Origin of the sequence: Streptomyces sp. NPDC057950, from assembly GCF_042887295.1 — a bacterium.
Lineage (GTDB): Bacteria > Actinomycetota > Actinomycetes > Streptomycetales > Streptomycetaceae > Streptomyces > Streptomyces kaempferi.
The window spans coordinates 94,103-114,065 of sequence record NZ_JBHVPP010000005.1 but is presented as its reverse complement, the minus strand read 5'-3'; the positions used below and the strand labels follow the sequence as shown (position 1 = coordinate 114,065).

17 protein-coding genes are annotated in these 19,963 nt (G+C 71.6%); 11 read left to right on the top strand and 6 right to left on the bottom strand.

Features of this window, described 5'->3' with window-relative positions:
* From glgC to ACFVTC_RS11205, 3 genes are all read left to right on the top strand, one after another.
* A complete protein-coding gene (gene glgC, locus ACFVTC_RS11215; RefSeq protein ID WP_390126313.1) occupies window positions 1-1,260 on the top strand; it encodes a glucose-1-phosphate adenylyltransferase in 1,260 nt (419 codons plus the stop codon).
* 396 nt (window positions 1,261-1,656) lie between these two features.
* Window positions 1,657-2,988, top strand: coding sequence for a wax ester/triacylglycerol synthase family O-acyltransferase (locus ACFVTC_RS11210; RefSeq protein WP_390126312.1), 1,332 nt, complete (start codon window positions 1,657-1,659; stop codon window positions 2,986-2,988).
* A gap of 115 nt (window positions 2,989-3,103) precedes the next feature.
* A complete protein-coding gene (locus ACFVTC_RS11205; RefSeq protein WP_390126311.1) occupies window positions 3,104-4,627 on the top strand; it encodes an SDR family NAD(P)-dependent oxidoreductase in 1,524 nt (507 codons plus the stop codon).
* Between the two features lie 226 nt (window positions 4,628-4,853).
* Here the strand turns inward: ACFVTC_RS11205 and ACFVTC_RS11200 are convergent, their stop codons facing one another.
* From ACFVTC_RS11200 to ACFVTC_RS11190, 3 genes are all read right to left on the bottom strand, one after another.
* Entirely contained in the window at window positions 4,854-5,660 is an 807-nt protein-coding gene (locus tag ACFVTC_RS11200) for an SDR family oxidoreductase (RefSeq protein ID WP_390126310.1), read from the bottom strand.
* Window positions 5,661-5,685: 25 nt separating this feature from the next.
* A complete protein-coding gene (locus tag ACFVTC_RS11195; RefSeq protein ID WP_390126309.1) occupies window positions 5,686-6,141 on the bottom strand; it encodes a hypothetical protein in 456 nt (151 codons plus the stop codon).
* Between the two features lie 94 nt (window positions 6,142-6,235).
* On the bottom strand, window positions 6,236-7,420 hold the full coding sequence (locus ACFVTC_RS11190) for a permease (protein WP_390126308.1): 1,185 nt from the start codon (window positions 7,418-7,420) through the stop codon (window positions 6,236-6,238).
* 490 nt (window positions 7,421-7,910) lie between these two features.
* Here ACFVTC_RS11190 and ACFVTC_RS11185 point away from each other — a divergent pair, with 490 nt between their 5' ends.
* Entirely contained in the window at window positions 7,911-8,084 is a 174-nt protein-coding gene (locus tag ACFVTC_RS11185) for a hypothetical protein (protein ID WP_168531311.1), read from the top strand.
* A gap of 61 nt (window positions 8,085-8,145) precedes the next feature.
* Complete coding sequence (locus ACFVTC_RS11180) at window positions 8,146-8,628, top strand: GNAT family N-acetyltransferase (protein WP_390126307.1); 483 nt, start codon at window positions 8,146-8,148, stop codon at window positions 8,626-8,628.
* Between the two features lie 76 nt (window positions 8,629-8,704).
* On the opposite strand, the gene ACFVTC_RS11175 is transcribed toward ACFVTC_RS11180, so the two are convergent.
* Window positions 8,705-10,048: an amidase gene (locus ACFVTC_RS11175; RefSeq protein ID WP_390126306.1), complete on the bottom strand. Its 1,344-nt coding sequence runs from the start codon at window positions 10,046-10,048 to the stop codon at window positions 8,705-8,707.
* Between the two features lie 254 nt (window positions 10,049-10,302).
* On the opposite strand from ACFVTC_RS11175, the gene ACFVTC_RS11170 reads away from it, so the two are divergent.
* Together ACFVTC_RS11170 and ACFVTC_RS11165 are read left to right on the top strand one after the other, a co-directional pair.
* The gene (locus ACFVTC_RS11170) at window positions 10,303-12,651 is read left to right on the top strand and encodes an alpha-L-fucosidase (protein WP_390126305.1); all 2,349 of its coding nucleotides are present in this window, start codon (window positions 10,303-10,305) and stop codon (window positions 12,649-12,651) included.
* Between the two features lie 425 nt (window positions 12,652-13,076).
* Entirely contained in the window at window positions 13,077-13,286 is a 210-nt protein-coding gene (locus tag ACFVTC_RS11165) for a hypothetical protein (protein WP_390126304.1), read from the top strand.
* Here the strand turns inward: ACFVTC_RS11165 and ACFVTC_RS11160 are convergent.
* Both ACFVTC_RS11160 and ACFVTC_RS11155 read right to left on the bottom strand, forming a co-directional pair.
* A complete protein-coding gene (locus ACFVTC_RS11160) occupies window positions 13,267-14,034 on the bottom strand; it encodes an alpha/beta hydrolase (RefSeq protein WP_390126303.1) in 768 nt (255 codons plus the stop codon). The two genes, ACFVTC_RS11165 and ACFVTC_RS11160, sit on opposite strands and share 20 nt — an antisense overlap.
* 214 nt (window positions 14,035-14,248) lie before the next feature.
* The gene (locus ACFVTC_RS11155) at window positions 14,249-15,295 is read right to left on the bottom strand and encodes a LacI family DNA-binding transcriptional regulator (RefSeq protein WP_390126302.1); all 1,047 of its coding nucleotides are present in this window, start codon (window positions 15,293-15,295) and stop codon (window positions 14,249-14,251) included.
* A 221-nt stretch (window positions 15,296-15,516) separates the two neighbouring features.
* Between ACFVTC_RS11155 and ACFVTC_RS11150 the strand changes: the two genes are divergently transcribed.
* The 4 genes from ACFVTC_RS11150 to ACFVTC_RS11135 are packed head-to-tail and all read left to right on the top strand — an operon-like array spanning window position 15,517 to window position 19,935.
* Window positions 15,517-16,809, top strand: coding sequence for an ABC transporter substrate-binding protein (locus ACFVTC_RS11150; RefSeq protein ID WP_390126301.1), 1,293 nt, complete (start codon window positions 15,517-15,519; stop codon window positions 16,807-16,809).
* A 6-nt stretch (window positions 16,810-16,815) separates the two neighbouring features.
* Window positions 16,816-17,754: a carbohydrate ABC transporter permease gene (locus ACFVTC_RS11145; RefSeq protein ID WP_390126300.1), complete on the top strand. Its 939-nt coding sequence runs from the start codon at window positions 16,816-16,818 to the stop codon at window positions 17,752-17,754.
* Window positions 17,751-18,668, top strand: coding sequence for a carbohydrate ABC transporter permease (locus ACFVTC_RS11140; RefSeq protein ID WP_390126299.1), 918 nt, complete (start codon window positions 17,751-17,753; stop codon window positions 18,666-18,668). The genes ACFVTC_RS11145 and ACFVTC_RS11140 overlap by 4 nt, the downstream gene beginning before the upstream one ends.
* A 34-nt stretch (window positions 18,669-18,702) precedes the next feature.
* On the top strand, window positions 18,703-19,935 hold the full coding sequence (locus ACFVTC_RS11135; protein WP_390126298.1) for a glycosyl hydrolase: 1,233 nt from the start codon (window positions 18,703-18,705) through the stop codon (window positions 19,933-19,935).
* Window positions 19,936-19,963: the final 28 nt, after the last annotated feature.

Sequence of the window (19,963 nt, the reverse complement as noted above, 5' to 3'; positions counted from 1 at the left end):
ATGCGGCGAACGGGACACCCCCTGGGCGAGTGGAGCCGGGACCTGGGGGAGGGGCCTTCGGTACTGGGCATCGTACTCGCGGGCGGAGAGGGCAAGCGTCTGATGCCCCTCACCGCGGACCGCGCGAAACCCGCGGTCACCTTCGGCGGCACGTACCGCCTGGTGGACTTCGTGCTCTCCAATCTCGTCAACGCGGACATCCTGCGCATCTGCGTCCTGACGCAGTACAAGTCGCACTCGCTGGACCGGCATGTGACGACGACGTGGCGGATGTCGAGCCTGCTCGGCAACTACGTCACGCCGGTCCCCGCCCAGCAGCGGCTCGGCCCGCGCTGGTACCTGGGCAGCGCGGACGCGATCCTGCAGTCCCTCAACCTCGTGTACGACGAACGGCCCGACTACATCGCGGTGTTCGGCGCCGACCACGTCTACCGCATGGACCCGCGGCAGATGCTCGCCCAGCACATCGAGAGCGGCGCGGGCGTGACCGTGGCGGGGATACGGGTGCCGCGCGCCGAGTCCTCCTCGTTCGGTGTCATCACCCCCGGCTCCGACGGGCAGACCGTGCGGGGCTTCCTGGAGAAGCCCGCCGATCCGCCGGGACTGCCCGACGACCCCGGCTGCGTCTTCGCCTCGATGGGCAACTACATCTTCACCACCAAGGCCCTGGTGGAGGCGCTTCAGCGGGACGCCGAGGACGAGCACTCGGTGCACGACATGGGCGGGTCGATCCTGCCCATGCTCACCGAGCGCGGCGAGGCGCGGCTGTACGACTTCAGCGAGAACCACGTCCCCGGGGAGACCACCCGGGACCAGGGGTACTGGCGCGACGTCGGGACGCTCGACGCGTACTACGACGCCCACATGGACCTGATCGCCGAACGCCCCGCCTTCAACCTCTACAACCGCAGGTGGCCCATCTACACGCACTCCGGTCAGCTCTCACCGGCGAGATTCAGCGCCGGGGGCATCGCGAGCGAGTCGATCGTCAGCGCGGGCTGTCTGATCCGGGGGCAGGTCACGCGGTCGGTGCTCTCGCCGGGGGTCCTCGTCGATCCGGGCGCCGTGGTCCAGGGCTCCGTCCTGCACGACAACGTCCGCATAGGGCGTGGCGCGGTGGTGCGCGGGGCGGTCCTCGACAAGAACGTCGAGGTGCCGCCGGGCGCGACGATCGGCGTCAACCCGGAGCGGGACGGGGAGCTGTACACGGTCTCCGGGAACGGGGTGATCGCGCTCGGGAAGGGCCGGCTCGTGTCGTAGACCCGCCGCCCGCACCGACGGCCGCCCGGTCCGGGCCGCCGGAGTGCGCGGACATCCGGAGATCCGACCGACTCTCGTACGGCCGTACGGTTTTGATGCCCCGTACGGCCGTGCGTGGCGAGCGCTTCGCGTGGGCGTGCGGATCCGGCCCCTGCCGCCGAGTGCCGTCTCGGCGCGACGCGTTCACTCTCGGCGCTGAGCCGTCCGGCTGGGGTTCTGGGGGATCTTTGGGGCCCTTGGGTGTGAACTGACATCAAGTGTCCCTTGTGTCCGACCCTCCTTTTAGTGGCCGGGCTTAATCTGCTGTTAACTGTGCGTAGCTTGATCGTACTTGACCGTAATCGCCTCTCGGGGTTTGACTGCTTGCTCAACCGTCGTCGACGCGAGAGCAAGCCCTTGACTTCCGATCTCCTCGCACCACTCGACCTGGCGTTCTGGAACATCGAGTCCGCCCAGCACCCGATGCACCTGGGTGCCCTCGGTGTCTTCACGGCGCACTCGCCCACCGCGGGCGCGCACGCCGCCGACCTGCTCGCGGCCCGCGCGGCCGGGGTCCCCGGGCTGCGCATGCGGATCCGCGACGTCTGGCAGCCTCTCGTCTATCCGCCGACCTTCGGAAGCGCGACCCGGGAACCCGCGCCCCACTTCGACCCCCTGGACCACGTCCGGCTGCACGCGCCGACCACGGACTTCCACACGGACGCGGGACGGCTCATGGAGCGCCCGCTGCTGCGCGGCCGGCCGCCCTGGGAGGCACACGTCCTGCCCGGCGAGGACGGCACCTCGTTCGCCGTGTTCTTCAAGTTCCACCACGCCCTGGCCGACGGGCTGCGGGCGCTGATGCTCGCCGCCGCCCTCATGGACCCGGTGGACATGCCGGAACCCCGTCCACGGCCCGCGGAGCCGCCACGGAGCCTCTTCCCGGACGTCCGCAGGCTGCCGGGACTCGTCCGCGGCACCCTCTCCGACGTGGGCCGCGCCCTGGACATCGGGACCTCGGTCGCCCGCGCCACCCTCGGCGTCCGCTCCTCACCCGCACTGACCTCGCGCCCCACCGGCACCCGCCGCATCGCGGGCGTCTCCCTCGACCTGGACGACGTGCACCGCGTGCGCAAGAGCGTCGGCGGCACCGTCAACGACGTCCTGATCGCCGTCGTCGCGGGCGCCCTGCGCACCTGGCTCGACGAGCGCGGCGACGGCAGCGAGGGCGTGGCCCCCCGGGCCCTGATCCCCGTCTCCCGGCGCCGCCCGCGCACCGCGCACCCACAGGGCAACCGGCTCTCCGGCTACCTGATACGGCTTCCGGTGGACGACCCGGACCCGGTCGGCCGGCTGCGCGCGGTGCGTACGGCCATGGACCGCAACAAGGACGCGGGCCCCAACCGGGGAGCGGGCGCCGTGGCGCTGCTCGCCGACCACGTGCCGCCGCTCGGCCATCGTCTCGGCGGCCCCGTCGTCGGCCAGGCGGCCCGGCTGCTCTTCGACATCCTCGTCACCAGCGTGCCGCTGCCCAGCCTCGGTCTGAAGCTCGGCGGCTGCCCGCTCGCCGAGGTCTATCCGCTCGCGCCGCTGGCCCGCGGGCAGGCACTGGCGGTGGCGGTCTCGACGTTCCGCGGGCGGGTCCACTACGGGCTCGTCGCCGACGGGGAGGCCGTACCGGACCTGCACCGGCTGGCCCGCGCGCTGACCGAGGAGGTGGAGACGCTGATCATCGCCTGCGGCTCCTGAGCGGCCGGTGATCACCGCGGGTTTGGCGCCTTGCCCCCTTGCTCCGTAAAATTCCGCCTTCGAAAGCGAGCGCGGTTCGAGCGCGGCGCGAAAACCCCAGGAAGCGGCAACGGCGATGACGGTGACAGAGGACGGCCAGGCGGCTCTCGCCGTGGACACGGCAGAGGACGACCGGGCGGCTTCCGCCGTCGACACGGCAGCGGAGGCGTACGGGCCCGGCATCGACCCGCAGCGGCTGGCCGTCTGCCTCAGCGTGCTCGACGAGCTCGACAGGATCGACGTCGACCACCCCGACGCCATCGCCGTGCGCCGTGCCACCGCGGGCATCTACCGCACGGTGAAACAGCGCCGCCGCCAGGATCGCAGGGCCGCCAAGACCGCCCACGACAAGGCCGTCACCGAGTCCACCGCGACCGGCTCCGCCCAGCGCATCGACGACGAGACCGAGGGCATCCTGCCCTCGTCCGTCACCGAGGCCGGCGAGATCGCGGGGATACTCCAGCGCCCGCGCTCCTGCTACATCTGCAAGACGCGCTACGTCGAGGTCGACTACTTCTACCACCAGCTCTGCCAGGACTGCGCGGCTGAGAACCGCGCCCGCCGCGACGCCCGCACCGACCTCACCGGCAAGCGCGCGCTGCTCACCGGCGGCCGCGCCAAGATCGGCATGTACATCGCGCTGCGGCTGTTGCGCGACGGCGCCCACACCACCATCACCACCCGCTTCCCGAACGACGCGATCCGCCGCTTCAAGGCCATGCCCGACAGCGACGAGTGGATCGGCCGGCTGAAGATCGTCGGCATCGACCTGCGCGACCCGGCGCAGGTCGTCGCGCTCGCCGACTCCGTCGCCGCCGCGGGCCCGCTCGACATCCTGATCAACAACGCGGCCCAGACCGTACGCCGCTCGCCCCAGGCCTATGGCGAGCTGCTCGCCGCCGAGTCCGGCCCGCTGCCCGCCGGCGAGCTGCCGCCCGCCGAGGTCATCGGCACCTTCGGCTCCGGCGCGGTGGCCGCGCTCCCGGTCCCCGGCGGCGGCGCGCTGACCGCCCAGGACGTCACGGACCTCGCGCTGGTTTCCGGATCCGCGTCGCTGGAGCGGATCGCGGCCGGTACGGCCATCGACGCCGGCGGCCTCGTGCCGGACCTGCACGACACCAACAGCTGGATCCAGGCCGTCGAGGAGGTCACACCGGTCGAGCTGCTCGAGGTCCAGCTCTGCAACTCCACCGCGCCGTTCATCCTGATCAGCCGCCTGCGCGCGGCGATGGCGGCCGCACGGGCCGAGCGGACGTACATCGTGAACGTCTCCGCGATGGAGGGCGTCTTCAACCGCGGCTACAAGGGCGCGGGCCACCCGCACACCAACATGGCCAAGGCCGCGCTGAACATGCTCACGCGCACCAGCGCCCAGGAGATGTTCGAGAAGGACCGCATCCTGATGACCGCCGTCGACACCGGCTGGATCACCGACGAGCGTCCGCACCCCGACAAGATGCGCCTCGCCGACGCGGGCTTCCACGCCCCCCTCGACCTCGTCGACGGCGCGGCCCGGGTGTACGACCCGATCGTGCGCGGCGAACAGGGCGAGGAGCTCTACGGGGTCTTCATGAAGGACTACGCGCCCGGCAAGTGGTAGTCCCGCCGTCAAGTGCTGGTCCCGCCCGTCAAGCGGTGGTCCGGCCCGGCAAGTGCTGGTCCGGCCCGTGCGCGGGCCGCGGGTGGTCACGGGCGGCGGGTGAGGCCGCGCCCGGACCGTTCCCCGCGAAGGCGTCGGCGGTCATCTCCCGCGCCTTCGGACCACCGGACCCCGGGGAAGGTGCCGCGGGGCCCGGGACGGCGTGCGCACGGCGCCCGCGCGGGTCTCAGCGGCCGCCGTCCGGTGCGCGGGAGCGCAAACGGTCGTGCAGGGCGTAGCCGGCCCCGCGCGCGGCCCGGACCCGGGTCCCGCCGTCGACCAGCAGATCGGCGCCCGTGATCCACTCGGCGGCGTCGGAGGCCAGCCACACCACCGCCCGCGCGACGTCCTCGGGCCGGCCGATACGGCCGAGCGGGAGCCCGGCCCCGAGCTCGTCCTCGGCGTCCTCCCAGACGAAGCGCGCCATCTCGGTGCGGACGAGTCCGGGGGAGACGGAGTTGACCCGGACCCCCGGTGCCAGTTCGCCCGCGAGCTGCCGCGTGAGGTGCAGCAGGGCCGCCTTGCTGGTGCCGTACGCGCCCACGTGGGGCCCCGCGTGGTCCGCGCCCTCCGTGCACACGTTCACGATCGCGCCGCCGTGCTCACCCATCCAGCCGTGCCAGGCGTACTGCGCCAACCGCAGCGCGGCCTCGACGTTGACGGTGAACGCCGCCCGCCAGCGGTCCGGGTCGACGTCCATGAGCGGGCCGTACGGCTGATTGGTCGCGGCGTTGTTGACCACGAGGTCGATGCGCCCGAACTCGCGCAGCGCCAGCTCGGTCACGGCTCTCAGATGCGCCGGATCGGCGACCGAACCGGCGAGCGCGACCCCGCCGAGCCGCTCGGCCACCCGGCGCACCGCGTCCGCGTCCCGGGCGGTCACACACACCCGTGCCCCCGCCCGGCGGAGTTCCTCGGCGACGGCCAGCCCGATCCCGCGCGAGGCTCCGGTGACGATGGCGGCCCTGCCCCGCAGTCCGTACGGTGACGTCATCCGCGTACCGTCTCATGACGGACCGTCAGTCGACAGCCCCGAGCCGGGAGTTCCGCGCCGCCACCAGCTCCACCACGGTGCGCCAGTCCTCCAGCACCCCGGCGTGCAGTCCGGCGACCCGGCCCGCGTCGCAGGCATGGCGCAGGCTCAGCGCGTCGTCGGCGTCGCGGGGGTCCGGCCGTCCGCCGGAGTGGAGGCGTCCCAGACGGGAGACGCGGTCGCCGAGCAGCGGCCGCACCCATTCCGGCGCCGGCCGGGCGTGCGCGGTGGCGTCGCCGGGGCGCAGCAGCCGGCCGATGCCGTGGACCAGACCCGCCACCTGGAGTTCCTTGTCGGCGGGATGACTGCGGCGCAACAGGGCCGCGGTCTGCAGCGCGTGGTCGTGCACATCGACCGGGCCGCCGCTGCCGTCCGCGGCGGGCCGGGTGTCCCGGCAGGCGTGCAGCAGATCCATCAGCTCCTCGACGCTGCGCAGCTCCATGCGTCGGTCCTTCCGCGAGAAAGCCGTTGCCGGGCGCCAGCACAGCATGGCCGGCTTGCGAACCGGCCAACGGGACCTGAACTGCGCGCCGTGTTCAGCGGTGGCCGTGCGGGTGGTCACGACCCGCGTGGTCCGGGCGCTCCTTCGCTTCCGCGGAGCCGCCCATGGTCCGCAGCATCATCGGGCCGCCGGTGCGCAGGAAGCGCCATACCAGCGCCGCCGCGAGCAGCAGGAAGGCGATGTTGAGCCAGGTCGTGTAGTCCCAGGAGACGCCCTCCATGGGAATCCGGGCGTCGGCCTGGTCGGGGACGAGCCCGAGGCCGCTGAAGAGGATCTCCACGACGTACCCCGCGACCACCATGGCCCCGTAGAAGGTGACCAGCAGGAAGCCCGTCATCCGCAGGCCGTAGTACTTCCGGTAGATGTTCAGGATCGGCAGGATCAGCAGGTCGGCGAAGACGAACGCGACCACGCCCCCGAAACTGATGCCGCCCTTCCACAGCACGACGGCCAGCGGCACGTTGCCGATCGAGCACACGAAGGAGGCGATCGCCACGAGCGGCCCGATCAGGGGCCCGACCAGCTTCGCGGCGAGCGGATGTCCGTCGAGGAAGAAGGAGCGCCAGAACGAGTCGGGCACCCAGGCGGCGATGGCGCCGGCGATCAGCAGCCCGCCCACCAGGTCGCGCAGGATCGCCGCCCACTCCATGACGAACACGTGCGCGACCGAGGTGAAGCCCGCGCCGGAGAACAGCCGGCGATGGAAAGGGCCCTCGCCGCGCACCGACATGTCCATCGCCGCGTGGCCCTCCATGGACCCGGCGAGTCCCCGGTCCGCCTGTTCCCGGGCCTGCCGCAGCAGCGGCTCGCGCAGGAACATCCGGAAGAGCACGGCGAGCACCACGATCATGACCGGGCCGCCGACGAACTCCGCGACGGTGAACTGCCAGCCCATCAACAGAGCCAGAATCACGCCGAGTTCGACCACGAGATTGGTGGAGGCGATCTCGAACGCCATCGCCGCGGTGAAGTTCGCGCCTTTGCGGAACAGGGAGCGCGCGAGCGCCACTGCCGCGTACGAGCAGGACGAGGACGCCACGCCGAGGCCGGCGGCCAGGACGAGCGTCCGCGGCCGGTCGTCACCGAGCAGCCGTGCGACCGTCGCGCGCCGCACCACCGCCTGGACCACGGCGGACAGCGTGAATCCCAGGATCAGCGCCCAGGTGATCTCCCAGGTCATCGACCCGGCGATGGACAGCGCGTGCAGGATCGCGTGCATCGGCTTCGCTCCCTCCCAGTGGGCTACTTCCGGGCTGTCCGCGCGACTGTACCCCCTGGGGGTATTAATCGGAGCGTTCCGGCGGGTCGGCGGGGGTGCCGGCGCGAATCCGCGGATTCGTCCCGAGGGGAGGTGGGTGCCTTCGCTACGCCGAACGAGTGATGTGAACGGGAGACAAGTCGTCAAATAGACGCAGATCAGCGAACGGGGAACGCCGATCGACGCGAGACGGTTACCTCGTGTTTTCAGCCCCATAGAGCGGGCATCCGCTCATTTGGTTACCCTGTACCGACGGACAGCCTGAAGGGGTCCCACCCACACCCATGGTCCGTCCCGGGACAGCCGGTCACCACGGCCTGCTCTCACACGAGTTACCGGCGCCACCGCGTCCCTAACTGCCTTCGACTCAGACCCGAGCGGGCGTCAGGCGGCCGGAAACAGACTGGCCCCTGCACGTCCCGAGGGTGACCCGACACATAAGGAGTGCGCGGTGACACCGGAGAAGACGAATAGCGATCGCCCCAAGGAACGCACGGAGCGCGCGGGCCGCCGGCCCGAGAAGAAGCTGGGAAGCCTCGACGTGTGGGCCAGGTCCGCGCCGATCCGCCTCGCGGGTTACGAGGACGACCTCGCCGAGCCCCACATCCTGCCCAGCGTCGACTGACCGACCCGGCGCGAGACCCCCTCGCGACAGCTGACGGCATGGGCGTGCCAGACTCACGCCCATGCCGATCAGAGAAGCCGTGACCGACGACTGGCCGCGGATCTGGCCTTTCTGGCACCGCATCGTCGCCGCGGGCGAGAGCTACACCTGGGACCCCGACACCCCGGCCGAAGCGGCCCGTGCCCTGTGGATGGCGCCGGGCAAGCGCGTGTACGTCGCCGAGGACGCCGCCGGCACGGTCGTCGGCTCGGCCTTCGTCACCCCGAACTACGGCGGCCCCGCCGACCGCATCGCCAACGCCGGATTCATGGTCGACCCCGACCACGCGGGGCGCGGCATCGGCCGCGCGCTCGCCGAGCACGTCCTGACCGTCGCCAAGGCCGACGGCTACCGGGGCATGGTCTTCAACGCCGTCGTGGAGACCAACCCCGCCGTCGCACTGTGGACCTCGCTCGGTTTCACCGTGCTGGCCACCGTGCCGGACGCCTACGAGCACCCCCGGCACGGGCGCGTCGGACTGCACATCATGTACCGCGCGCTCTGAATGGCGGTCCATGGCCGGAGCGGCTCCCGGTGGTCATGGCCGTCCCTTCCCGGCGGGCCGGTGACACTGAGCGGTCTCAGTCCAGCGGCGCCGTCCGCCTCCACGGACGCAGCTCCTCCAACTGTCCCGCCAGCTCCAGGAGTTCCAGTTCGGAGCCCGGCCGCCCGACCAGCTGGACGGCGCACGGGGCGCCGCTCGGCAGGGTCCCGAACGGCACCGCCATCGCGGGCCACCCGGTGAGGTTCCAGGGCGGAGTCAGCGGCGAGTAGTTCGTGTTGGCCAGCAGGTTGCGCAGCCAGCCCCGCTCGTGCCAGGCCGCGGCGGCAGGTCCCCGCCGGGCCAGCGCGGGGGTCAGCAGCACGTCGTGCTCCTCGAAGAACGGCGTCAGGCGTGCGCGCAACTGCTCACGCCGTTCACCCGTGCGCACACCGGCCACGAAGCGGCGCCCCACGGCGGCGTGCACACGCGTGCGGCGGCTGAGCCGGCGCGGATCGAGGTCCGCGGCGTCCACCGCGGTCCCCGCCGTCCAGTGCGCGAGCGAGGTGGTGCCCAGCCAGAGCGGGTACGGGGGGTCGGAGGGCCGCACCTGGTGACCCGCCCCGGCCAGCAGCGCGGCCGCCTCCCGTGCCGCCGTCGCGTACCGGTGGCCGACGGTCACACCGGCCAGCGGGCTGCGTACGGAGACCGCCACCTTCCGGACGAGGTTCCCGGAGGGCCGTACCGCCTCGATGTCCGCCAGGACCGCCAGCATCAGGCGGGCGTCCGCCACGGTGGTCGCGAGCGGCCCGTTCTCCGACATCCCGAACCAGTCGCCGTGGCCGATGCCGGCCGGGACCGTGCCGTGCCCCGGCTTCAGCCCGACCAGGCCGCAGTTGGCCGCCGGGATGCGCAGCGACCCCATCCCGTCGTTGCCCAGCGCGAGGGGCACCATCCCGGCTGCGACGGCGGCCGCGCCGCCGCCCGAGGAACCGCCGGCCGTGCGCGAGGTGTCCCACGGGTTGCGGGCGATGCCGTACACGCTGTCCGAGGTGCCGAAGACACAGAGCTCGGGCACGTTCGTCAGGCCCACCACCACGGCGCCCGCCGCGCGCAACCGCGCCACGGTGACATGGTCCTCCTCGGCGGCGGCGTCCGGGGTCGCGGCGGAGCCCTGCCGACAGGACTCGCCGCGCACCGGCAGGTTGTCCTTGACGGCCACGGGCACGCCCGCGAGGGGGAGCCGGGCCAGGTCCGGGTGGGCGGCCAGCGCGTCGGCCTCCGCGAGCGCCGCCTCGGACCGTACGAGCCGGAAGGCGCCGACCCGGGTGTCGAGCCGCTCGATCCGGGCGAGGTGCTCGGCCACCACCTCGCGGGGGGTGATCCGCTTCTCGCGGACGGCTGCGGCGATCTCGGTGGCGGTCCGGCCGGCCCAACTGCTCACGGATGCTCCTCGGGGACGCGGAATTACTGGTGAGTACGAGGAGCACTGTGCCGGGGCGCGGGGTGCCGCGTCGAGGGCTGACGCGCTGGGACATTCACCCCGGTTCCCGTGGACATTTCACGGGGCGACCGTCCGGCGGGCCGTCAGCGGCACCAGGTCATCCGACCACTACGCCAACTCTCCGTTCTTCGGGCCTCGTTGACAGTCATCGGAACCCGTCTCATCATCAGACATCCGATGAATTGGAGCCGCTCATGAGTACGTATCCAAGACGTCAGGTTCTGGGAGCCACCGCGGCCGCCGCCGCCGCGGCGGCTCTTCCCCTCACCGCCGCGACCGGGGCGCGAGCCGCCGGACCGGCCGACGGGCGGGCGGGGCAGTGGGTTCCCGTCCCCGCCCCGCTCCCCGTACCGCTCGACGCCCACTTCGACAACGACGGCATCGGCCGCGCGGCCGCCCCCGGCGGCGACTTCGACGGCTCGGGCTACAGCTTCCCCGGCGAGGAACTCCCCGAAGGCCCGGTCGAGGTGGACGGCATCGCCTTCCTCTTCCCGTCCTCCGCCGCGGGCGCCCGGAACAACGTGGTCGCCCTCGGCCAACGCATCGACCTCCCCCGCGGCCGCTACCTCTCGGCCCTGTTCCTCACGGCGGGCAGCTACGGCGACGCCTCCGGCACGGCCACCGTGCACTACGCCGACGGTTCGACGACGACCGCCGGGCTCGGCGGCGCGGACTGGTACGCGACGGGCGGCTCGCTGTCCGCCCCGTACCGCTACCGGCCGGACGGCGGCAAGGACGAGCACAGCGTCGGGATCGGCACGGCGGAGGTCTGGATCGACCCGCGGCGGGAGGCGGTCGCCCTCACGCTGCCGACCACCCGGCCCGCCGGGGAGAACCAGACCGCGCTGCACGTCTTCGCCCTCTCCCTGCAACCGGTGGCCCAGGGGCGGGCGTTGGCCCTGCGGGACGCGCACTCCACCTTCTCGCTGCTGGAGTCGAGCGGCGCGCAGAGCGTGGAGGCCACCGTCGTCAACGCCGGAACGGTCGCCGTCCTCGCGGGCGACCGGGTGACGGTCGGAGTCGAGGTGCCCGGTGCCCGCACCGTCGAGCCCGCGCGGGTGACCCGCCTCGACCCCGGAGAGCAGGCACGGGTCCGTGTCGGCATCCGCAACCGGGTGGGCACGGCACCCGGCACCGCGCGTGAGGGGACGGTGGTCGTCGAGGGCCGCGGCCGGCAGGCGGCCAGCGTCGGCCGCACACTGACCCTCGGCGTGCCCGACTACCTCCCGACCGAGGAGTCCCTCGCCGGTCACCAGGCCCCGTACTGGTTCCACCGCGCCAAGTTCGGCATCTTCATCCACTGGGGCGTCTACTCGGTACCCGCCTGGTCACCTGTGGGCGAGCAGTACGCCGAGTGGTACTGGAACAACCTGCAGAACCCGGACAACGCGGTGTACGCCTATCACCGGGAGAAGTACGGGGAGGACTTCGCCTACGACGACTTCATCCCGATGTTCACCGCCCACCGCTTCGATCCGCGCGCCTGGGTGGAGTTGTTCCGGGACGCCGGCGCCCAGTACCACGTCCTCACCTCCAAGCACCACGAGGGCTTCGCCCTGTGGGACACGCGGGTGTCCGACCGCAACGCCGTGAAAATGGGTCCGCGGCGCGACCTGGTCCGCGAACTCTTCGACGCCTCACGGCGGTTCACGCCCGAGCTGCACCGCGGCCTGTATTTCTCCATGCCCGAGTGGTTCAACCCCGACAACCCCTGGTCGGGCCACGCCCCGCGCAATCCGTACACCCGGGAACCGGTCCCGTACACCGGATACGCCGCGGGCAAGGACTATGTGAAGGACTATCAGGCCGCGCAGATGCTGGAACTGATCCACGGCTACGACCCGTCCGTCATCTGGTGCGACATCGGCGGGGCCAACGACAGCCCGCGGGTGCTCGCCGAGTACTTCAACCACGGCAAGAACCGGCCGAAGCCCTACGAGGTCACCGTCAACAATCGCTCGGGCATCGGCTTCCACGACTTCACGACCCCCGAGTACACGACCTACGAGAACACCGTCGTCGCCAAGTGGGAGTCCAGCCGGGGCCTCGACCCGTTCAGCTACGGCTACAACCGGGCCACCCCCGACGCCGCCTACATGACCGCCGAGGAGGTGGTCCGCAGCCTCGTCGACATCGTCTCCAAGAACGGCAACCTCCTGCTCGACATCGGGCCGCGCGCCGACGGCACCATCCCCGAGATCATGCAGACCCGGCTGCGCGAGACCGGCCGGTGGCTGAAGGTGAACGGCGAGGCGATCTACGACACGACGTACTGGTCGCGGATGGCGCAGCTCGGTGAGGACCTGCGGTTCACCGTGCGGCAGAACGAGGCCTTCTACATCCACTCGCTGACCGAGCCGGGCGCCACCCTCACCGTCGAGGCGCCGGTGCCGGTCCGCGGCGGTGACCGGGTGACCCTGCTCGGCCACGACCGGCCGCTCAACTGGACGGTACGCAACGGGGCTTTGGTGATCGACGTGCCGGCGGTGGCCCGCAGGTCCGGCCAGTACGTCTGGGTGTTCAAGGTGGAGTGGCGTAGCTGACGCCGGTGCGGTTGGGCGGACACCGGTGAGCACGGCCGTGGGACGGGACGGGTCCCGCGACGCGGGTGGGTCCGGGCGCGTGCGGCGCCGTGACCGTGACCGCCACGGCGCCGCCCGCGGATGGTCCGCACGCGCCCGGTCCGCGCGCCGGCGGCCGTCCCCGCCGACGGCGCGCACGGACCGGGGACCGGTGACGGGTGGGCAGACCGGGACCGCCGAGCGCCGGTGACCGGTACGCGGCCCCGGACCGGGGAGGAGCGGTGACCGGAGGCCGGCCCCCGGGAAGCATCGCCCGGCCGGATGCCGCCCCGGCCGGGCGGTACCGCCGGTGGCCGGTACCGCCACGATCGGAGCGGTACCGCATCGGCGGGCCGCCACCGTCGAGGAGAGCCGGAGCCCACCCTCGACGAAGGGCGTCCTGGCTGATGCGGTCCACCGACCGCCGGTGGTCCGACCTGACGGTCTACCGGCGGCCGGACGACCTGACGGTCCACCGGCGGCCGGACGACCTGACGGTCCACCGGCGGCCGGACGACCTGACGGTCCACCGGCGGCCGGACGACCTGACGGTCCACCGGCCGCCGGACGACCCGACGGTCCACCGACCGCCGGGCCTCACCTCAGGTGCCGGGTGAAGAACCGGGCCGCGGCGTCGCCCGCGGACTCCGGGACACCCGCGTGCCCGCCCATGTTGGCGTTCAGGGTCTTCTCCTTGGAGCCGAAGGCGTCGAAGAGGTCCAGGGACGACTGCCGATCGTTCCCCTCGTCGTCCCACTGCAGCAGGACGTGCAGGGGGATGGTGACCTGTCGGGCCTCCTCGAACATGGCTCGGGGAACGAAGCTCCCGGCGAACAGGACGGCGGCCGAGATGCGCGGCTCGACCACCGCCAGCCGGGTCCCGATGGAGATCACTCCCCCTGAGTACCCGACCGGGCCGCCGAGTCCGGGCAGCGACAGGACGGCGTCCAGGCTGTCCCGCCATTCCGGCACCGCCTTCTCGACCAGCGGGAGGACGAGCGCGTCGATGATCTCGTCGCCGACCGGCTCGCCGGACTTCAGCGTCCGGTGCAGGTCGGCGCGTGCCTGTTCGAGGGCGGGCAGGCGGGGCCGGTCACCGCTCCCGGGGAGCTCGACGGTGACCGCGGCGAAGCCGTCCGCAGCCGACCGCCGGGCCCGCGCCGCGAGTCGGGGGTACATCCTCCGCAGTCCGCCGGGGTGCCCGAGCAGGATCAGCGGCGTGGGCGTGGGCGTGGGCGCGGGCGTTGGCGAGGACGCGGGCGTGGGCGAGGACGCGGGCGTCCACAGGATGCCGGGGATCTCGCCGAGGGTGAATTCGCGTTCGAGGACGCCGTCGTCGAAACGCCGTTCAGAAGTGAATCGCATGGTCGTGCCTTTCGGGAGTGCGCGTGATCGGCGCTCCCGGACGACCTATCGCCCGACCGTGACCCCGGAGGGGAGCACCCATGTCGATACTGTGTCCACGGGTACCACCTCCTCGTTCTCTCGCACGGCCTCCGGAAAAGTAGCAGGGGTTCCCGTGGGCCGCCAACGGTTTTCTGCGGAGGCACGCGTGGCCCGGAGACCGGCCGCCCTTCCGTCAGAGGCCGGCGGCGGCCCCCGTGCTCTCGCGCCCGATCAGCCGGGGGACCGGCACCTGGACCGTCCGTGCCGGGCCGCCGTCCAGCAGCGCCGTCAGTTCCCGCGCGGCCGTGCGCCCGAACTCCACGGTGTCGCGGGAGAGCGCGGAGAGCCACGGCCTGACCATGCGGCACAGCGCCGAGTCCTCCCAGGCCACGACGGACACGTCACGCGGCACCAGGAAGCCCAGTTCCGTCGCGGTGGCGACCCCGGCGACGGCCATCACGTCGTTGTCGTAGACCAGCGCCGTCGGCGGCGCGCCGCTCTCCAGGACCCGGCGGGTGACGGCGGCGCCCTCGGAGTCCGAGTAGTCCGTGGTCAGTGACCGCACCTCGGACAGCCCCCGCCGCTCCGCCTCCGCGCGCAGGGTGCGGATGCGCCGCTCGGTGTGGGCGAGTCCCGGCAGGCCCGCGATGTGCGCGATCCGGCGGTGCCCGAGCGCGTACAACTCGCCCACCACCGAGGCCATCGCGCCCGCGTCGTCCGCCCAGACCGTGGACATCCCGGGGTGGCGCGTGTCCGGCACACCGCCGATCACCACCGCGGGCAGGCCCAGTTCCTCCAGCAGGTCGGGGCGCGGATCGTCGGTGCGCGGATCGACCACCAGGACCCCGTCCACGCGGTGCTCGGCCCACCAGCGCCGGTAGACCGCGCACTCGTCGCCGACGTCCTCCACCACCTGGAAGAGCAGCCCCAGATGCCGCTCGGCGAGTACCTCCTGGATGCCGGAGATCAGCTGCAGGAAGAACGAGTCCACGCCCAGGGTGTCGGCGGGACGGGCGACGACGAGCCCGACCGTGGCGGCGCCCTCGCCGGACAGCGCGCGGGCCGCCGTGCTCGGTCGCCAGCCCAGCTGTTCGGCGACCCGGCGCACCCGGTCGCGGGTGATCTCGGAGACTCCGGGCCGGTCGTTGAGGGCGAAGGAGACCGCGCTCTGCGAGACCCCGGCGCGTTGCGCGATGTCCTTCATCGTCGGCCGGCGCGCGGGTGGCCGCTTGGCTGGCAACCTTGCTCCCCGTTCTGCTGAGACCACGCACTAATGCGCTTGAGCTGAGGCAATCTAAAGCGCATTAGTGATCGATGGCAAGAGGTTGGTCGCACGTCTGTGACCAGCCATGTTTCCTTACTAAAGAGTTTAGCTGGGCCAAATCCATTGACTGGCCCGGCGAGTTGCATGCAAGGTCTGCCCCGGCACCACTCGCCCCCCACCGCAGAGGAGCCCCATCCGTGCGTATCTCCCGCAGAGTTCTCGCCGCCGCTGCCGCCGTCGCCGTCGTCCTGCCGTTGAGTGCCTGCGGCTCCGGGGACGGCGGCGGTGGCTCGACGGACGCCTCCGGCAAGATCGAGGGCGACATCACCTTCCAGACCTGGAACCTGAGGGCCAACTTCAAGCCGTACTTCGAGGGTGTGGTCGCGGACTTCGAGAAGAAGTACCCGGACACCCATGTGAAGTGGGTCGACCAGCCCGCCGAGGGCTACGCCGACAAGATCAGCGCGGACGCGGCCGGCGGCACCCTGCCCGACGTCGTGAACGTCTCGCCGGACCTCGTCGCCCCGCTCGCCAAGGCGGGCCTCGCCCTGGACCTCGACAAGTCGGCCGCCCAGTACAAGAAGGAGTACCTGGACGGCGCCTGGGCCGGTCATCGGATACCGGGCATGACCGGGACGTACGCCTTCCCCTGGTACCTCAACACCGGCCCGCTGTTCTACAACAAGTCGCTGTTCAAGGAGGCCGGACTCGACGCCTCCGAACCGCCGACGACCTACGACGAACTGTTCTCCGACGCGCTGCGGCTGGCCGACAGGAGCGGCGGAAAGGTCGCCACCCTCGCCAACGTGCCCACCATCGAGGACTTCGGCCGCTACGGCGTCGGGCTGATGAACAAGGAAGGCACCGCCTTCGCCTTCGACGACGCCAAGGGCGTCGAACTCCTGACCAAGTACAAGGAGTTGTACGACGCGAAGGCGCTCGACCCGCAGGCGCTCACCGCGACCCCGGAGTCGTCCGGCAAGAAGTTCCTCACCGGCGCCGTCGCCATGAACCCGGGCAGCGCCCTGGACCTCGGCAACTTCAAGAAGCAGGCGCCCAACCTGTACAGGAACATCGGCATCACGGACCAGATCACCAGCACCGGCAAGGTGAACATGTACGTCATGGGCGTGATGGTCAACTCGCGCACCAAGCACACTCCGGCCGCGGTCGCCTTCGCCCACTTCGTCACCGACGCGCGGAACCAGATGTCCTTCGCCAAGAAGGTCGCGATCTTCCCGAGCACCGCCGGCTCGCTGGACGACCCGTACTTCACCAAGGAGGACGGCACCGACGAGACGCGGGTGCGGATCGCCGCCGCCAAGTCCCTGAAGAACGCGGTCAATTACACGCCAGTCCTCTTCAGCGAGCAGATGAAGACCGCGTTGCGCAACGAGGTCGCCAAGGCACTCCAAGGCAAGGAGAGCCCCAAGGCGGCCCTCGACAACGCTGTCAGGGCCTGCGACCGGCTCCTCCAGCAGCAGGGCTGATCCGGTATGGCGAGCCCCTCGACCCTGTCCGGCGACACGCGGCGCGGCGCGCGGACACCCCGCGCCGCCTCCCGGGTGCGACGCCAGCTGCCCTCCAGCCCCTGGCTGTTCGCCGCACCGGGGCTGCTGATCACGGGTGTCTTCATCCTCTACCCGTTCGTCTCGACGGTGGTCAACTCCTTCACCGACCGCCGCACCCTGATCCCCGGCACGTTCGTGGGGCTCGCCAACTTCCGGGAACTGCTCCACGACGACATGTTCTGGATCGGACTGCGCAACAGCACGCTGTACGTCGTCGGGGTCGTGCCCGCGCTCGTCCTGCTGCCGTTGCTGCTCGCTCTGCTGGTCGAGAAGAACATCCCCGGCATCACCTTCTTCCGGTCGGCCTTCTACACCCCGGTGGTCGCCTCCATCGTCGTGGTCGGCCTGATCTGGGTGTGGCTGCTGGACGAACGCGGCCTGGTGAACTCGCTGCTGGAGACGGTCGGCATCGGCAGGGTCGGCTTCCTCAGCGACCAGTGGCTGCTCCTGCTGAGCGCCATGGCCGTCACGGTCTGGAAGGGCCTCGGCTACTACATGATCATTTATCTGGCGGCGCTCGCCAACGTGCCCCGCGAGCTGCACGAGGCCGCGTCGGTCGACGGGGCGGGGGCGGTACGCCGCTTCCTCACCGTCACCGTGCCCGCCGTTCGCTCCACCATGGTGCTGGTCGGCGCGCTCTCCTCGGTCGCCGCCTTCAAGGTGTTCTCCGAGGTGTACCTGATGGCGGGCCCGGACGGCGGACCGGCGGGCGAGGACACCACCCTCGTCATGCTGGTCCAGCGCACCGGCACCGGACTGACCGGCCGGGTGGGCTACGCCTCCGCCCTCTCCGTCGTCGTCTTCGTCGTCACCGTCGCGCTGATGCTCCTCGTGCTGCGCGCCGACCGGAAGGAGGACGCGTGAGCGTGCTGGAGAAGGCACGACCCGCGCGGCGTCCGGCGCCGCGGGGCCGGCCTCACCCCCGCCTCCGCGCCGCGGACGAGCACGGCCGCCGGATCCGGGTGTGGGAACTCGCCTTGCGCTACCTGCTGCTGCTCGCCGTCCTCGCCCTGACCGTCGGCCCGTTCCTGTGGCAGCTGTCCACCTCGCTCAAGGGCCCGACCGAGGACATCTTCGACTCGCCGCCGGCGCTCCTGCCCGGCCACCCGACACTGCACAACTACCAGCGCGTCGCCGACACCATCCCCGTCTGGGACTACGCCGTGAACTCCCTCAAGGTCGCGGGCGCCAACGTCGTGACGAACTGCGTCGGTTCGGCCCTCGCCGGCTACGCGCTGGCCCGGCTGCGCTACCGCGGCCGCCGGGTGGTGACGCTCGTCTTCATCCTCGCGATGCTGGTCCCCGTCGAGGGCATCATCATCGCCCAGTTCACCACCATGCGTGAACTCGGCCTGAACAACACGCTCATCGGTGTGGTCCTGCCCGGCTGCGTCGGCGCGATGAACGTACTGCTGATGCGCAACGCCTTCCTCAACCTCCCCTACGAGATCGAGGAGGCGGCCTACGTCGACGGGGCGAACGTCTGGCAGCGGTTCCTGCGGATCGCGCTGCCGTCGGTGAAGGGCACCCTCGCCGTCGTCGCCATCTTCGCCTTCATGGGCGCCTGGGACGATTTCCTGTGGCCGCTCATCGTGCTCAGCGATCCCTCCAAGTTCACCCTCACCATCGGCCTCAACTACCTGCACGGCACGTTCGCCAACGACGAACGGCTCGTCGCCGCGGGCACGATCATCGCCGTGGCACCGCTGATCGCCCTCTTCGCCTGTCTCCAGCGGTACTTCTTCCGCGGTGTGGGCGAGGGCGCGGTCAAGGGCTGAAACCGTCCGTCCTTCCGATTCGCAAGGATCCCGCATGACCTCTGCCGTGCGCTTCGGCGTCAACTACACCCCGAGCGAGGGGTGGTTCCACCACTGGCTCGACTTCGACCTCGACTCCGTACGTGCCGACCTCGACTCGATCGAGGCCCTCGGCCTCGACCACATCCGGGTCTTCCCGCTGTGGCCCTACTTCCAGCCCAACCGCACCCTGATCCGCCCGCGCGCCGTCGAACAGCTCGTGGCGCTGGCCGACGCCGCCGCCGAACGCGGACTCGACGTCAACGTGGACGGACTGCAGGGGCACTTGTCGAGCTTCGACTTCCTGCCGGCGTGGACACGGACCTGGCACCGGCGGAACATCTTCACCGACCCGGACGTGGTCGAAGGGGAGGCCGAGTACCTGCGCACGTTGTCCGCCGCGCTCGCCGACCGGCCGAACTTCATCGGCATGACGATCGGCAACGAGGTCAACCAGTTCGCCGCCGGGCCGCACCCCGACCCGGACCGCGTCACGCCCGAGCAGGCCGGGGCATGGCTGACCCGCATGCTCGCGGCCTGTGAGGAGGGCGCTCCCGGCAAGCCGCATCTGCACGCCTCCTACGACGCCGCCTGGTACCAGGACGACCAGCCGTTCACGCCCGAGCACTCGGCCCGGCTCGGCGCCCTCACCGCCGTGCACTCCTGGGTGTTCAACGGGACGGCCCAGCGGCACGGCCGCCGGGGCGTCGCCACCGAGCACCACGCCGCGTACCTCGTCGAGCTCTCCAAGGCATGGGCCGACGATCCGGGCCGCCCGGTCTGGCTCCAGGAGGTCGGCGCGCCCGCCCCGCTGATCCCGGCCGAGCACGCGGCCGCCTTCACCGAGGCGACCGTCACGAACGCGCTCGACTGCCCCGACCTGTGGGGCGTCACCTGGTGGTGCTCGCACGACGTCAGCCGCGACCTGGCCGACTTCCCCGAACTCGAGTACAGCCTGGGCCTGTTGACGAGCGACCGGCAGCCCAAGCCCGCCGCGCGGACCCTCGCCCGCATCGTCCGCGAGGGACGGGCACACCGGCCCCGCGCACGCACCACCGCGCTCGTCGTCGACACCGCGCCGGGCCGCTCCGTCTGCGCCCCCGGCGGCCCCGTCTTCGAGGCATTCGCCCGGCTCACCGCCGACGGCGCCCGTCCCACCACCGTTCTCGCGAGCCGCGCCGACGACAAGGACCACCTCGCGGCCCGTGGCATCACCGAAGTCGTCACACCCGATCAGGTCACCGAGTAGCCCGTCCCCACCCGTCCTCACGACGATA